Here is a 14,896-nt window from a genome sequence, read left to right as displayed (position 1 = left end):
CACGAGACCTGAGGAGACCTGAACCACCATGGCCCGTTACACCGGCCCACTCACCAAGAAGTCCCGGCGCCTCGGCGTCGACCTGATCGGCGAGGACAAGGCCTACGAGCGCCGTCCGTACCCGCCCGGCCAGCACGGCCGCGGCCGGCAGAAGGAGAGCGAGTACCGCCTTCAGCTGCACGAGAAGCAGAAGGCGCGCTACACCTACGGCGTTCTCGAGAAGCAGTTCCGCCGCTATTACGAAGAAGCCCACCGCAGGCCGGGCCGCACCGGTGACGTCCTGCTCCAGCTGCTGGAGTCCAGGCTCGACAACGTCGTCTACCGGGCAGGGCTGGCTCGTACCCGCCGGCACGCCCGTCAGCTGGTCGTGCACGGTCACTTCCTGGTCAACGGCGTCAAGGTCAACGTGCCGTCGTACCAGGTGGCGACGCATGACGTCATCGACGTCAAGGACAAGTCCAAGGAGACGACGCCGTTCATCATCGCGCGCGAGACCCACGGCGACCGCCCGGTTCCGGCGTGGCTCGAAGTGATCCCGAACGCGATGCGCGTGCTCGTCCACCAGCTCCCCACCCGGCAGCAGATCGACACGCCGGTCCAAGAGCAGCTCATCGTCGAGTACTACTCGAAGTAACTCCCGGGCCGTGACCGGCAAGCACACCGGTCACGGCCGAATCCCTGATCGCGACAGTCATATAGCGGGCGTCGCGGAGAGGAAGTCCACGTGCTCATCACTCAGCGTCCCAACCTCAGCGAAGAGTCGATCAGCGACTACCGCGCCCGGTTCACCATCGAGCCGCTCGAGCCGGGCTTCGGCTACACGCTCGGCAACTCGCTGCGCCGAACCCTGCTCTCGTCGATTCCGGGGGCGGCCATCACGTCGATCCGGATCGACGGGGTCCTGCACGAGTTCACCACGATCCCCGGGGTGAAGGAGGACGTCACCGACGTCATCCTCAACCTGAAGGGTCTGGTCGTGTCCTCCGAACACGACGAGCCAGTGGTGATGTACCTGCGCAAACAGGGCCCGGGTGCGGTCACCGCGGCGGACATCGCGCCGCCGGCCGGGGTCGAGGTGCACAACCCCGACCTGCACATCGCCACGCTCAACGGCAAGGGCAAGCTCGAGATGGAGCTGACGGTCGAGCGTGGTCGAGGCTACGTCTCGGCGGTGCAGAACAAGCAGACCGATGCCGAGATCGGGCGGATTCCGGTCGACTCGATCTACTCGCCGGTGCTCAAGGTGACGTACAAGGTCGAGGCCACTCGCGTCGAGGGCCGTACCGACTTCGACAAGCTCATCGTCGATGTCGAGACCAAGCCGTCGATCCGGCCGCGTGATGCTCTCGCTTCGGCGGGTAGCACGCTGGTCGAGCTGTTCGGCCTGGCCCGTGAGCTCAACGTCGAGGCTGAGGGCATCGAGATCGGCCCGTCGCCCGTCGACGCGCAGCTCGCGGCGGACCTCGCGCTGCCGATCGAGGACCTGCAGCTCACCGTCCGGTCATACAACTGCCTCAAGCGTGAGGGCATCCACACCGTGGGCGAGCTCATCTCGCGCAGCGAGGCGGACCTGCTCGACATCCGTAACTTCGGGCAGAAGTCGATAGACGAGGTCAAGGCGAAGCTGGTGACGATGGGCCTCGGCCTGAAGGACAGTGCGCCCGGTTTCGACCCGGCCGCGGCCGTCGACAGCTACGGCGATGACGACCAGTCGTTCACCGAGGACGAGCAGTACTGAGCGCGACATCAGTACAGCGGATTGAACTGACACCCACCCATACAGGAGAACGATCACCATGCCCACCCCGACGAAGGGTGCTCGCCTCGGCGGCTCGCCGTCGCATCAGCGCGCGATGCTGGCCAATCTGGCGACCGCGCTGTTCGAGCACGGTCGAATCACCACGACCGAGGCCAAAGCTCGCCGCCTCAGGCCGGTGGCCGAACGGCTGATCACCAAGGCCAAGAAGGGCGACCTGCATGCCCGGCGCCAGGTGCTCAGCACGATCCGTGACAAGGACATCGTCCACGCGCTGTTCGCCGAGATCGGTCCTCGCTATGAGAACCGCAACGGTGGCTACACCCGGATCGTGAAGATCGGGCCGCGCAAGGGCGACAACGCACCGATGGCGATCATCGAGCTGGTCGAACCGCTGGCCGAGCAGGTCGTGACCGAAGCGACCAGCGCGACCCGTCGTGCGGCTGGGCAGAGCGCTGCTGCGGCCTCGACGGCTGCTGGCGCGGCGGAGGCCACGGAGTCCAAGCCGGAGCCCACCGAGGCCGAAGCTGCGGTCGACGAAGCTGAAGGTGCTGCCGACGAGCCGGCCGACGCCAGTGCCGCCGAGAGCGAAAGCGCTGAGGCCGCGGAGGCCGAAGCCGGCGACGCCGACGCCGAGGACGACTCGTCCGGCAAAGCCTGACCTGGCCTACCCGCATGCAGCCCGCCGTTTCCCAGCCTGGGACCGGCGGGCTGTTGCGTCTGCGCCTCGACGTCGCCTACGACGGCACCGACTTCTCCGGCTGGGCCGCGCAGCCGGGCCGCAGGACGGTTCAGGGCGAGCTCCAAGCCGCTCTGGAACGGGTGCTGCGCATCGAAGCGCCGCGGCTCACGGTGGCCGGGCGGACCGATGCCGGTGTACATGCTCGTGCTCAGGTCTGCCACGTGGACGTGCCGGAGTCGGTGTGGCTCGCGGTGCCGGGCCGGTCGGCGTGGCCCCCGGAGCAGGCGCTGGTGCGCCGCCTCGCCGGTGTGTTGGCGCCGGACGTCGTGGTCTGGCGGGTCACGGTGGCACCACCGGACTTCGACGCACGCTTCGCCGCGACCTGGCGGCGGTACTGCTACCGCGTGGCCGACACGGTGCATCGTCCGGATCCGTCGATGCGCGCGTACGTGCTCTGGCATCACCGTCCACTCGAGCTCGAAGCGATGAACGCCGCGGCCGCGGGTCTGCTGGGCGAGCACGATTTCGCCGCCTTCTGCCGCCCCCGTGAGGGAGCGAGCACCGTGCGGCGGCTTCGGACGCTGCGGTGGGAGCGGGGCGCTGACGGGATCGCCGCCGCGACGGTGGAGGCCGATGCCTTCTGCCACAACCAGGTGCGCGCGATGGTCGGGGCGCTGCTGGCGGTCGGTGACGGCCGGCGCCCGGTGGATTGGCCGGCGAAGGTCCTGGCTGCCCGGCAGCGTGACTCCGCTGTCGTCGTGGCCCCGGCGCATGGGCTCACGCTGGAGGGTGTCGGCTATCCGCCGGACGACGAGTTGGCCCAGCGGGTACGCATGGCGCGCAACCGCCGGGGGCTCCCCTCGGGGCCCAGTGGGGGAGATCCCTGATGGCAATCCCGCCACGACGACGTAGCCTGGATGTGTGTTCACCGACGCGATCGAAATCGCCGTAGCCGTAGTCGGCCTCGGCCTGGTGGCCTTGTCCGTACGCCAGGGCCGGGCGAAGGGCTGGGCCGCGTCACTGCAGATGGCCGCCGGCGGGTTCCTGCTCATGGGCGCCTCGGCCATCGGCATCGTGGGGTTCGTCGTCGGGCTGGTCTTCTCGCCGCTGGCCTGGATCGGTGTGGGCATGCTGGCCCTGGCCGGGATCCTCTTCGCCACCGGGCAGAAGCTCGAGGCGCCGTCCGGCGCGAAAGCCAAGCGCACTGACGAAGTCGGCGCTGCGAGCGGATCTGCCGGCGAGGTGTCGGCCGGTAAGGGCAAGAGCAAGGCGTCGTCCGGCGACAGCGAGTTCGACGACATCGAGGCCATCCTGCGCAAGCACGGCATCGAGTAGGACGCGCGTCGAAACTCCGTCGCGCCGAGCGTCGTGCTCGGCGAAACTGTGCGGGTGGGCCATATCGATTTGAACGGCGTCGGCTTCACCCTGCCCGACGGCAGAGTGCTGCTCGACGACATCTCGTTTCGCGTTGGTGACGGCGCCAAAGTGGCGTTGATCGGCGCGAACGGTTCGGGCAAGACGACGCTGTTGAAGATCATCGCCGGTGAACTGGGCTCGCACGCCGGTGCGGTGACGCGTGATGGCGGGCTCGGCGTGATGCGACAGTTCGTGGCTCGTGAGGCCGCCGACGTGCGCGACCTGCTGCTGTCGGTGGCTCCGCCGCGTGTACGTGCGGCCGCGCAGGCCGTCGACGACGCCGAACTGGTGATGATGGACCGCGATGACGAACCGGCTCAGCTGGCCTACGCCGCGGCACTGGTGGAGTGGGCGGACGCCGGTGGCTACGACGCCGAGGTGTTGTGGGACGTGTGCACCACCGCCGCCCTGGGCGTGCCGTTCGAGCGGTGTCGGTGGCGCGACGTCGCCACACTGTCCGGCGGCGAGCAGAAGCGTCTCGTGCTCGAAGCGCTGCTGCGCGGCCCGGACGAGGTGCTGCTGCTCGACGAGCCGGACAACTTCCTCGACGTGCCCGCCAAGCGCTGGCTCGAGGAGAGGCTGCGCGAATCGCCGAAGACGGTGCTCTACGTCAGCCACGACCGTGAGCTTCTCGCCCGCACCGCCACGCGAATCGTCACCGTCGAGCTGGGCAGCGCCGGGAACACGGCGTGGGTCCATCCGGGCGGGTTCGCCGGCTACCACGAGGCCCGCCGCGAGCGGTTCGCCCGGTTCGAGGAGATGCGGCGCCGCTGGGACGAGGAGCACGCCAAACTCAAGGACCTCGTCCAGATGTACAAGCAGAAGGCGGCCTACAACTCCGACATGGCCGGGCGCTACCAGGCGGCCCAGACTCGGCTACGCAAGTTCGAGGACGCCGGGCCGCCGCAGGCCATCCCACGCGAGCAGGACGTGCGGATGCGCCTGCGCGGTGGGCGCACCGGCAAGCGCGCCGTCGTCTGCGAGAACCTGGAACTGACGGGTCTGATGCGCCCGTTCGACCTGGAGGTCTGGTATGGCGAGCGCATCGCGGTGCTCGGCTCCAACGGTTCGGGCAAGTCGCACTTCCTGCGGCTGTTGGCCGCCGGTGGCAGCGACCCAGAACCCGAACACCGCCCGGTCGGCGACGTGACGATCGAACCCGTGGCGCACACCGGCACGGCGCGGCTGGGCGCCCGCGTGCGTCCGGGCTGGTTCGCCCAGACACACGATCACCCCGAGCTGATGGGCCGGACACTGCTGTCGATCCTGCACCGCGGCGACGGTCAGCGGGCAGGGCTGCCCAGAGAGGAAGCCAGCCGGGTACTCGACCGGTACGAACTCGCCCGGGCCGGCGACCAGACGTTCGAGTCGTTGTCCGGCGGGCAGCAGGCCCGGTTGCAGATTCTGCTGCTCGAACTGTCCGGTGCCACGTTGCTGCTGCTCGACGAGCCCACCGACAACCTCGACCTGGTCTCCGCCGAGGCCCTCCAGGACGGTCTCGCAGCGTTCGAGGGCACCGTCCTCGCCGTGACCCACGACCGGTGGTTCGCGCGCGACTTCGACCGCTACGTCGTCTTCGGCGCCGACGGATCGGTGTACGAGTCACCGGAACCGGTGTGGGACGAAGGCCGCGTGACCCGAACGCGCTGAACCAGGCCCGCACGTGCTCGGGGCCGCCGGAGAACGCCTGGAGAACGCATTCCGGGGTCTTGCCCTCTGCCGCTCGAAGGAGCATGATGCCGGGCATCATCCGGCGAGCGACCGGCGGATGACTCGCGCAGAGCGACCGATGTCACACCGATGTGGGAGCGGGCCATGGCGAACGAGTCTCCTGGTACAGGGCGCGAAGTATTCGGCAGTAGGTTCACCTTCGTCGCGGCCGGCATCGGTATGGCCGTGGGGACCGGAAATCTGTGGCGGTTTCCCCGGGTCGTCGGCGAATGGGGCGGCGGCGCATTTCTCATCGCCATCGTGATCGCGAACCTCGTGTGGGCGATTCCGCTGCTCATGGCGGAATCATTCATGGGCTCGAAAACCAGGCTCGGAACCATCGGTGCCTTCCGCGACATCATGGGTCGCCGGTTCGCCTGGATGGGCGGCTTCATGGGATTCGTGGCTGTCGGGATCCTGTTCTATTACTCCGTCGTCTGCGGTTGGGCGATCCGGTATTTCATCTACGCCATCACCGGGCGATTCGACGGAACCACCGACACCGAAGGGCTGTGGAACGGCCTCACCTCGACGCCGTGGCAGACGATCCTGTTTCATGCGATCGCGATCAGCCTGGTCGGCGTGATCGTCTACCGGGGCCTCAAGGGCGGCTTCGAGGTGATCCTCAAGTACACGATCCCGGTGCTGTTCGCCATCCTGGCCATCCTCGCGGTCCGCGCCATGATGCTGTCCGGCGCGTCGGAGGGGTTGCGCTATCTGTTCGTGCCCGAGTGGGGGTTGCTCACCGACGCTCAGGTGTGGCTGGAGGCGTTCACCCAGATGGCGTTCTCGACCGGAGCCGGTTGGGGCCTTTATCTGACGCTGTCGGTGTATCTGCGTAAGCGCGAGGATTTCGCCCTCAACGCTGCAACGGTGTGTTCGGCGAACCTGCTGGCCTCGCTGCTGGCCGGCATCGCCGTCATGGCGACGATCTTCGCGCTGCGTACGCCGGAGTTCGCCACCGCTGCCGCCCAAGCGGGCAACGAGGGCCTGGCGTTCGTGTACTTCGCCGAGCTCTTCGGCGAGATGCCCGGCGGCACGTGGTTCTTCGCACCGCTGTTCTTCCTCGCCCTCACCCTGGCCGGGCTGTCGAGCCTGCTCGCCATGGCCGAGTTGGCTACCCGGAACGTCCAGGACATGGGGATGCCGCGGCGGCGGGCCGTACCGTGGGTCGTCGGCGTCGCGTTCCTGGCCGGCATCCCGTCCGCGGTCAGCTTGGACTTCTTCGCCAACCAGGACTTCGTCTGGGGCGTCGGGCTGCTCATCAGTGGCCTCCTGGCCGCCGTGGCGATGATGAAGTACGGCGTCGAGCGTGCCCGGGCCGAGCTGGACGCCGACAGCGACTTCGGCGTCGGCGCCTGGTGGCCGGGGCTGATCCGGCTGTTCCCGGTGATCTTCGTCGCCCTGTTCGGCTGGTGGATCTACCGCGCGATCGACGAGTTCGCCCCGGACACGTGGTGGGACCCGTTCGAGCCGTACAGCTTGATGACGATGCTGGTGCAGTGGGGCGCGGTGTTCGTCGCGATGTACGCGCTCAACGGCGTGTTCGCGCGCAGGATCGTCGCCGGCCCCCTGACGCCCGCGGTGTCGGCGCCGGCGCCGGAAGCACCGCCTGGGCGTCGCGACCCGGAGAGGAAGTGAGGCAGCACCATGGACGTCGTCTTCTGGACCCTGGTCTTTCTCGGCGGAGACATACTCATCCTGGTCCTGCTGCTGTTCTGGGCCGTCAAGAAGGACCGCGAGAAAGCCACCCCCGCCCGGTGAAATGATCATGTTCACTTGCCGAATCCCTGCCCCACCACCCATGCACGGGTGGTGATGCAGCAGAACGCCTCGTGGTGCAAGCCACGAGCGTCGGCGCCGCGCATCCCGCGATGAGAGAATCGTCGGCCATGACCGATGTGCGCACAGCCGTGGCCGACTCGCCGTCCACCGCAGCCGACTTCGTCGTCGACACTCCCGCCGGTGAGCTGCGGGCCAGCGCCCTCGACGGGTGGTCGTCGGACGACGCCGCCGCGGCGATGACGAGGTCGTTCGAGGACTACCTCGTGCCGATGACGGTCGACGGCGCCGGATTCGCCCAGCGCTTCGGCGCGGAGGACATCGACCGGTTCCTCAGCCGGATCTACCTCGACGGTGACCGCGTGGCCGGCATCGCGCTGGTGTGCCGGCGCGGGTGGACCGCTCGGCTCGGCGGGTTCGGGGTGGCGCCGGATCACCGGGGACGCGGCGTGGCGCGCAGCCTGATGCACGACGTGGCGCGCCGGGTCGCAGCTGCCGGTTCCGAGCGCCTCGTGCTCGAGGTCATCTCGACGAACACCGCGGCGGTGCGCCTCTACGAGTCGCTGGGGTTCGAGCCCGTGCGCCAGCTGGTGGGCTACCGGTGGGACGGTCCTGTTGACACCGCTGCCGCGCCCGGCGTGGCGGAGGTCGATCCGGTGCGGGTGGCACGGGCGCTGGCGCAGTCCGGCCCGGTCGACCCACCGTGGCAACTCGCCCCCGAGACGGTGGCGGCCGCCGCGCCGCCACGCCGCGCCTTCAGCCTGGACGATCGCGCGTTCGCCCTGGTCAAGACCACTGCCGAGGCCGTGACGCTGACCGCTTTGGTGGTTCATCCAGACGTTCGGCGCCGCGGTTACGGCACCCGGCTGATCGCCGGGCTGCAGGCCCGGTTCGCCGGCCGGCCGTGGTCGATTCCACCGCTCGTGCCTGCCGACACCGCGGCGCCGTTCTTCCAATCCACCGGCTGGGCGAAACACGAGCTGGAGCAGACGGAGATGAGCTGCGACCTGACGCACTGAGCCCCGTCCGGCTGTCGGGTTCGTGCCATTGGCCATGACTCGCCGCTGTCACGTCTTGAGCCGTGATCACGACTTTCTCTACGTTCGAGCCCAATCCAGCCGGAACCGTGGCGAACGCCGCGGTTCGCGCCCGCGGTGGCCAGGAGGTCGCGAATGCAGCTCGGACGGAAACACTCCTACCGGTTCATGGCGGCCGCCATGCTCGGCGGGACGGCGCTGGTCGCCGCCCTGTTGTCGCCGACGGCGTCGGCCGCAGACGTGGAGAGCCCAGTACCGGCGCCGTCGGACAAGATCGAGCCGGAACTGCTCGACGAGCTCACGGCCGAGGCGACCACGGACTTCTGGATCCGGCTGAGCGCTCGGGCGGACACGTCCGCAGCACGGGACATCGACGACTGGGCCGCTCGAGGCCAGGCCGTGGTCGACGAACTCACCCGGACCGCGCAGGAATCGCAGCAGGCGGTGATCGAGGTGCTCGAGGCCCAAGGTGTCGAGTACCAGTCGTTCTGGGTCAACAACTCGATCCTCGTCGACTCCGGCACGATCGGGCTGGCCGAACAGGTCGCCGACCTGACCGCCGTCGCCGAGATCCGGGCTCCGCAGAGCTACGAGAAACCCGACCCGGTCGAGGCCGACCGAGACACCACCGCGGCCGCCAGCGACGGCGTGGAGTGGGGCATCGCCAACATCAACGCCGACGACGTCTGGGAGCTGGTGAAGACCCGCGGCGAGGGGATCGTCGTGGCGAACATCGACAGCGGCGTCCAGTTCGATCACCCGGCGCTGGTGGAGTCGTACCGCGGCAACAACGGCGACGGAACATTCACGCACGACTACAACTGGTTCGACGCGACCGGCACCAGTGAGCAGCCGTTCGAGGCCGCGACGAACTCGCACGGCACGCACACGATGGGCACCATGGCCGGCGACGGCGGCGAGGGCAACCGCATCGGCGTGGCGCCAGGCGTCACGTGGATCGCCGCCAACGGCTGCGCGGTGTGTTCCGAAGCGCACCTGGCCGCGTCGGCGCAGTGGATGCTCGCCCCGACGGACCTGGCCGGGCTGAATCCGGACCCGGCGCGCCGTCCGCACATCATCAACAACTCCTGGGGGTCGAGGGTCCCGTCCAATGACCCGCTCATCGAAGGCATCCTGATCGCCTGGGCCGATGCCGGCATCTTCGGCGTCTGGGCCAACGGCAACAGCGGACCGGCGTGCGAGACGAGCGGGTCGCCGGGCAGCCGCACGATCAACTACTCCGTCGGCAACCACGACAGCTCCAACACCATCAACAGCCGATCAAGCCGAGGCCCCGGCCAGGACGGCACGATCAAGCCGGACATCTCCGCCCCCGGCACCGATGTGCGCTCGACGGTGCAAGGCGGCTACGACGTGCTCTCGGGGACGTCCATGGCCGCGCCGCACGTCAGCGGGGCCGTGGCGCTGCTGTGGTCGGCCGACCCGACCCTGGTCGGCGACATCGACGCGACCCGCGACCTGCTCGACACCAGCGCCATCGACACGCCCGACGACCAATGTGGCGGCACGCCGGAGAACAACAACGTCTACGGCGAAGGCCGCCTGGACGCGCTGGCGCTGGTGGAAGGCCGTACCGGGCCGGCCACCGGGGTTCTGGCCGGCACGGTGACCGACGCGGCCACGGGCGAGCCGGTCGCACACGCCACGGTGACCGCCACCGGCGTGATCGAGCGGTCGGTCGTCACCGACGCCGACGGCGCGTACTCGCTGATCCTCACCGCCGGGGACTACGACGTCACGGTCACCGCGTTCGGCTACGAAGACGCGGCGTCGGCGGCCGCGGTCGGGGAGGGTTCGACCGCGGCCCTCGACGTCGCGCTGAGCCCGTTCGACTCCGTCGTCGTCAGTGGCACCGTCCGGGACGGCTCCGGCCAGGGCTGGCCGATGTATGCGCGGGTGAGTGTCGAAGGCGCACCCACGCCGGTTTACACCGACCCCTTCACCGGCCACTACGAGCTGAAGCTGCCGGCGAACACCGCCCACACCGTGCGCGTCATCGCGCAGTACCCGGGCTACGAGGACGTCGAACAGGTCGTCGAAACCGCCGGCGAATCGATGACCCACGACGTCGAGGTGCCGGTGGACGCCGAGTCGTGTAACGCTGCCGGATACGACTGGGGCGTCAGCGGCATTCGCTCACACTTCGACGACACCACCGCGCCGGAGGGCTGGAGCGTCATCGACAACAACGACAGCGGAGCGGTGTGGCGTTTCGACGACCCGGCCGGACGCGGCAACCAGACGGGTGGCTCGGGCGGATTCGCGGCATTCAATGCCGACGCCCTGCCCAACTTCGTCGAGTACGACACCACGCTGGTGACGCCGGTGGCCGACCTGACCGGCGTGTCCGACCCGGTGCTGACGTTCCTGACCGATTACCGCGCCACGACGAATGCGACCGGCGAGATCGACGTGAGCCTCGACGGCGGTGAAACCTGGACCAATGTCTGGCGCAGGACCAACGGTGGCCTGCGCGGGCTGCGCGTCACCATCGATCTGCCACAAGCGGCCGACCAGGCGCAGGTCCAGGCGCGATTCCACTACTCGACGATCAACGTCGGGTTCTGGCAGATCGACGACCTGGTGCTCGGCGTCGAGCACTGCGACCCGCAGGACGGCGGACTCGTCGCCGGGCACGTCGTCGACGGCAACACCGACGCCTACCTGAACGGCGCCACGATCGCCGGTGGCGCGGCCGAGGTGAAGACGGCAGCCACGCCGAGCGATCCCGGCCTGGATGACGGCTTCTACTGGACCGTCACCGACGGGGCCGGGCCCACGGAGTTCACCGCGACTCGCGCCGCCTACGAGCCGGCCACGCAGCTGGTGGAGGTCGCCACCGGGAGCACGGTTCGAGCGGACTTCACCTTGCAGGCCGGTCATCTGGTGATCGAGCCGAGCACGGTGAGCACCACGCAGGAGCTCGGAACGCAGGAGAACCACCAGGTCACCCTGACCAACGACGGCGCCGCGCCGGTGGACGTCACCTTGCGCGAGACCGGCGGGACGTCGTCGGTGCTGGCTGCTCAGGCAGGCGCGCCGGTGCATCGGATCGAGACGGCGGTCTCACCCGGCTGGAGCGGTTCGACCGACGCGACGACCGAGGCGACCGAGGAGAACTCGACGCCGTACGCCGCGCCATGGAGTTACGTGCCGAACTACCCGATACCGATCAAGGACAACGGCGTCGTCCGCGGCGACGACGGGACGGTGTACTCCATCGCCGGCGTCACCTCCGGCGGGCGTACCGAGAACGGCGTGTTCGCCTACGACCCCGAGGGCACGAACTGGCAGCCGCGAGCGGCGCTGGCCCACGAACGCGCTCAGCCGGCGGCGGCCTGGATCGACGGCCGGATCTACGTGGTCGGCGGGTGGGCCGTCAACGGCCTGCCGGTCCCGGAGTTGGAGATCTACAGCGCGGAAGCCGACCGGTGGAGTACCGGCGCCTCGGTGCCCGAAGCCTACGCCGCAGCTGGGGTGGGCGTGGTCGACGGCGTCATGTACGTGGTCGGCGGGTGTGACCGCAACATCTGCGGAACCGACGCGGTGTACGCCTACCGGCCCGGTGCGGACGCATGGGAAGCGGTGGCCGCCTATCCGGAGAACGTCTCCTACGCCTCGTGTGGCGGTATCGGCGCCAAGTTGTACTGCGCAGGTGGCGTGACCCAGACGGTTGACGGCGAGGTGCAGGTGCTCACCAGCACCTATGTCTACGATCCGGCCAACGACGCATGGGCGCCGCTGGCGTCGATGCCCTTCGGGTTGTGGGGTTCGGGCTACGCGGCGGCGAACGGGGTGCTGCTGGTCTCCGGCGGCGCCACGGAGACCATGGTCACCAACGAGGGCTTCGCCTACGACCCTGCGGCCGACCGGTGGACCCCCATCCCGAACGCCAACGAAACCGTCGTGCGCGGCGGGAGCGCGTGCGGCTTCTACAAGGTCGGCGGCGACTCCGGCCGGGGCGGCTCGCCCCGCGCGGAGGTCCTCCCCGGCTACGGCTCGTGCGGCGCGTCGAACGATCTGGCGTGGCTGTCCGCCGACGTCGAGGAGTTCCGTCTGGCCGCGGGTGAGAGCATCGACGTGACTCTCACCCTGGACGCCGCCGCCGAGGGCGTCGACCAGCCAGGTGAGTACAACGGCCGGATCACCGTCGAGAACGGATCGCCGTACGGCGCGGCGATCGACGTCGCCATGACGGTGGAGCCGCCGCGCGGCTGGGGCGAGCTGACCGGGACGATCGTAGGGGAGCGCTGTGACGGGTCGGCGGAGCCGGTCGCCGGGGCGGTCGTGGCGGTCGACGGACGCGAAGCCAGCTTCACCCTGCGTACCGACCGCAACGGCGTGTACTCGATATGGCTGGATCGCCGGAACAACCCGGTCGAGCTGGTCGTGGCCGCCGACGGCTGGCGCCCGGAGTTCCGCCGCTCGCGCGTCCAGCCTGGGCGCTCGACGGTCGAGGACTTCGGCTTGTCCACGCTGTTCGGCTGTCGATCGTGACCAGGTATGCTGAGGGGCAGACACCGGCCCGATGTGCCTGCCCCAACCAGCGTTTTGACCCGTTGCTGTTTGGGCGGGTATCCTGTCGAGTCGTTGTGCGTACTGGCGTCTCATCGAGATGATCTTCTCGGTACCCGGTATGCGCCGACCAGTTCCATCCTCCATCGACGAAGCGAAGGCAGCGACTCGTGCGCACGTATAGCCCCAAGCCCGGCGACGTCCAGCGTCAGTGGCACGTCATCGACGCCACCGACGTGGTCCTCGGCCGGCTCGCCAGCCAGACCGCCACCCTGCTGCGCGGCAAGCACAAGCCGGTCTATGCGCCGCACGTCGACACCGGTGACTTCGTCATCGTCGTGAACGCCGACAAGGTCGCGCTCACGGGGATGAAGCGTGAACAGAAGATCGACTACCGCCACTCCGGGCGGCCGGGTGGGCTGCGCGCCACCACATACGACGACCTCCTCGAGAGGAACCCGCGCCGGGTCATCGAGAAGGCGGTCAAGGGCATGCTCCCGCACAACAGCCTCGGGCGGCAGATGTTGTCGAAGCTGAAGGTGTACGCAGGCCCCGAGCATCCGCACCAGGCTCAGCAGCCGGTGCCCTACCAGATCGGCCAGGTCGCGCAGTGACCCAGGCGGCCAGTGAGCCAACCGTGAGTGAGGACATGACCGAGACCCCTGTCGAGACCGACGAGATCACCGTCGAGAGCTACACCTCCGAGTCCGCCCCGTCGCGCTTCTCGGCCATCGAGCCGGCTTCCGCGACGGGCCGTCGCAAGCGGGCCATCGCCCGCGTGCGGATCGTTCCGGGCTCCGGCCAGTGGAGCATCAACGGGCGGGCGCTGGACGTGTACTTCCCGAACAAGGTGCACCAGCAGCTGGTCAGCTCGCCGTTCGTCGAGCTCGAGCTCACCGACCGCTACGACGTCATCGCTCTGGTCGCCGGTGGCGGCCCCAGCGGTCAGGCCGGTGCCATGCGCCTGGGGATCGCTCGTGCGCTCAACGCCGCCGATCCCGAGAACAACCGTCCGGCGCTGAAGAAGGCCGGCTTCCTCACCCGCGACGCTCGCATCATCGAGCGGAAGAAGGCGGGTCTGAAGAAAGCGCGTAAGGCTCCTCAGTACAGCAAGCGCTGATCACGCGCTCAGCAGCGCGGGTCACACGAGTCCGGCCCCGGGGGTACTCTGCTCCGGGGCCGTTCGTGTCCCGACCTATTGGCCTGTTTCAAGGAGCACATGTGGCCCGTCTCTTCGGCACTGACGGCGTTCGGGGGTTGGCGAACTCCGATCTGACCGCCGAACTGGCGCTCGACCTGTCCGTGGCTGCCGCTCACGTGCTGGGCGAGATCGGCGGATTCGCGCACCGGCGACCCGTAGCGGTGGTCGGGCGAGATCCCCGCGCTTCGGGTGAGTTTCTGGAGTCCGCGGTGGTCGCGGGGTTGGCCAGTGCCGGTGCGGACGTGTACCGGGTCGGCATCCTCCCGACGCCGGCGGTGGCGTATCTCACCGGCGTGCTCGACGCGGACCTCGGTGTGGTCCTGTCGGCCAGCCACAACCCGATGCCCGACAACGGCATCAAGTTCTTCGCCAAAGGCGGGCAGAAGCTCGACGATTCCATCGAGGACGCCATCGAGGCGCGGATGCGCGAGCCGTGGAACCGCCCGACCGGCGCGGACGTGGGCCGGGTCACCGACCACCCCGAAGGTCTCGAGACGTACGTTTCGCACATCGTCGGCACTGCCCCGGCCCGGTTGGACGGGCTGAAGGTGGTCGTCGACTGCGCGCACGGCGCGGCGTACCGGGCCGCGCCCGAGGCCCTGCGACGACTCGGTGCCGACGTGGTGGCGGTGTGTGCCGAGCCGGACGGGCTGAACATCAACCGGGACTGTGGATCGACGCACCTGGACGTGGTGGCCGCCGAGGTCGTCGCGGCCGGGGCCGATGTGGGGATCGCCCACGACGGCGACGCGGACCGGTGCTTGGCCGTCGACGCC

At 69.1% G+C, this 14,896-nt stretch carries 11 protein-coding genes and 1 pseudogene; all 12 read left to right on the top strand.

Annotation, left to right across the window (positions count from 1 at the left end):
* Positions 1–28: 28 nt before the first annotated feature.
* A complete protein-coding gene (gene rpsD, locus M6444_RS11680; RefSeq protein ID WP_298327220.1) occupies positions 29–634 on the top strand; it encodes a 30S ribosomal protein S4 in 606 nt (201 codons plus the stop codon).
* A 90-nt stretch (positions 635–724) separates the two neighbouring features.
* Positions 725–1,738, top strand: coding sequence for a DNA-directed RNA polymerase subunit alpha (locus tag M6444_RS11675; protein WP_298327217.1), 1,014 nt, complete (start codon positions 725–727; stop codon positions 1,736–1,738).
* A gap of 58 nt (positions 1,739–1,796) precedes the next feature.
* A complete protein-coding gene (gene rplQ / locus M6444_RS11670; protein ID WP_298327215.1) occupies positions 1,797–2,417 on the top strand; it encodes a 50S ribosomal protein L17 in 621 nt (206 codons plus the stop codon).
* A 14-nt stretch (positions 2,418–2,431) separates the two neighbouring features.
* Positions 2,432–3,325: a tRNA pseudouridine(38-40) synthase TruA gene (gene truA / locus M6444_RS11665; protein ID WP_298327213.1), complete on the top strand. Its 894-nt coding sequence runs from the start codon at positions 2,432–2,434 to the stop codon at positions 3,323–3,325.
* Between the two features lie 34 nt (positions 3,326–3,359).
* A complete protein-coding gene (locus M6444_RS11660; protein ID WP_298327211.1) occupies positions 3,360–3,773 on the top strand; it encodes a hypothetical protein in 414 nt (137 codons plus the stop codon).
* 54 nt (positions 3,774–3,827) lie between these two features.
* Positions 3,828–5,504, top strand: a complete 1,677-nt coding sequence (locus tag M6444_RS23000; RefSeq protein WP_363326332.1) for an ATP-binding cassette domain-containing protein — start codon at positions 3,828–3,830, stop codon at positions 5,502–5,504.
* A gap of 165 nt (positions 5,505–5,669) precedes the next feature.
* Positions 5,670–7,205, top strand: a complete 1,536-nt coding sequence (locus tag M6444_RS11645; RefSeq protein ID WP_298327210.1) for a sodium-dependent transporter — start codon at positions 5,670–5,672, stop codon at positions 7,203–7,205.
* A 251-nt stretch (positions 7,206–7,456) separates the two neighbouring features.
* Complete coding sequence (locus tag M6444_RS11640) at positions 7,457–8,365, top strand: GNAT family N-acetyltransferase (protein ID WP_298327208.1); 909 nt, start codon at positions 7,457–7,459, stop codon at positions 8,363–8,365.
* A gap of 153 nt (positions 8,366–8,518) precedes the next feature.
* Positions 8,519–12,901: a S8 family serine peptidase gene (locus M6444_RS11635; protein ID WP_298327204.1), complete on the top strand. Its 4,383-nt coding sequence runs from the start codon at positions 8,519–8,521 to the stop codon at positions 12,899–12,901.
* A gap of 188 nt (positions 12,902–13,089) precedes the next feature.
* Complete coding sequence (gene rplM / locus M6444_RS11630; protein ID WP_298327200.1) at positions 13,090–13,533, top strand: 50S ribosomal protein L13; 444 nt, start codon at positions 13,090–13,092, stop codon at positions 13,531–13,533.
* A 35-nt stretch (positions 13,534–13,568) separates the two neighbouring features.
* Positions 13,569–14,039: a 30S ribosomal protein S9 gene (gene rpsI, locus M6444_RS11625; RefSeq protein ID WP_298327331.1), complete on the top strand. Its 471-nt coding sequence runs from the start codon at positions 13,569–13,571 to the stop codon at positions 14,037–14,039.
* 101 nt (positions 14,040–14,140) lie between these two features.
* Positions 14,141–14,896: pseudogene (locus tag M6444_RS11620) on the top strand (phosphoglucosamine mutase); the annotation flags it as partial.

The organism is Haloactinopolyspora sp., from assembly GCF_027324685.1.
GTDB lineage: Bacteria > Actinomycetota > Actinomycetes > Jiangellales > Jiangellaceae > Haloactinopolyspora.
Note: the sequence above shows the minus strand (reverse complement) of the source record. Positions and strands in the feature narration are given on the sequence as shown.

Bases quoted from the DNA above. Each gene is read 5' to 3' on its own strand.
- M6444_RS11645 (WP_298327210.1), top strand. From the start codon at position 5,670: ATGGCGAACGAGTCTCCTGGTACAGGGCGCGAAGTATTCGGCAGTAGG.
- truA (WP_298327213.1), top strand. From the start codon at position 2,432: ATGCAGCCCGCCGTTTCCCAGCCTGGGACCGGCGGGCTGTTGCGTCTG.
- M6444_RS11640 (WP_298327208.1), top strand. From the start codon at position 7,457: ATGACCGATGTGCGCACAGCCGTGGCCGACTCGCCGTCCACCGCAGCC.
- rpsD (WP_298327220.1), top strand. From the start codon at position 29: ATGGCCCGTTACACCGGCCCACTCACCAAGAAGTCCCGGCGCCTCGGC.
- M6444_RS11635 (WP_298327204.1), top strand. From the start codon at position 8,519: ATGCAGCTCGGACGGAAACACTCCTACCGGTTCATGGCGGCCGCCATG.
- rpsI (WP_298327331.1), top strand. From the start codon at position 13,569: ATGACCGAGACCCCTGTCGAGACCGACGAGATCACCGTCGAGAGCTAC.
- rplQ (WP_298327215.1), top strand. From the start codon at position 1,797: ATGCCCACCCCGACGAAGGGTGCTCGCCTCGGCGGCTCGCCGTCGCAT.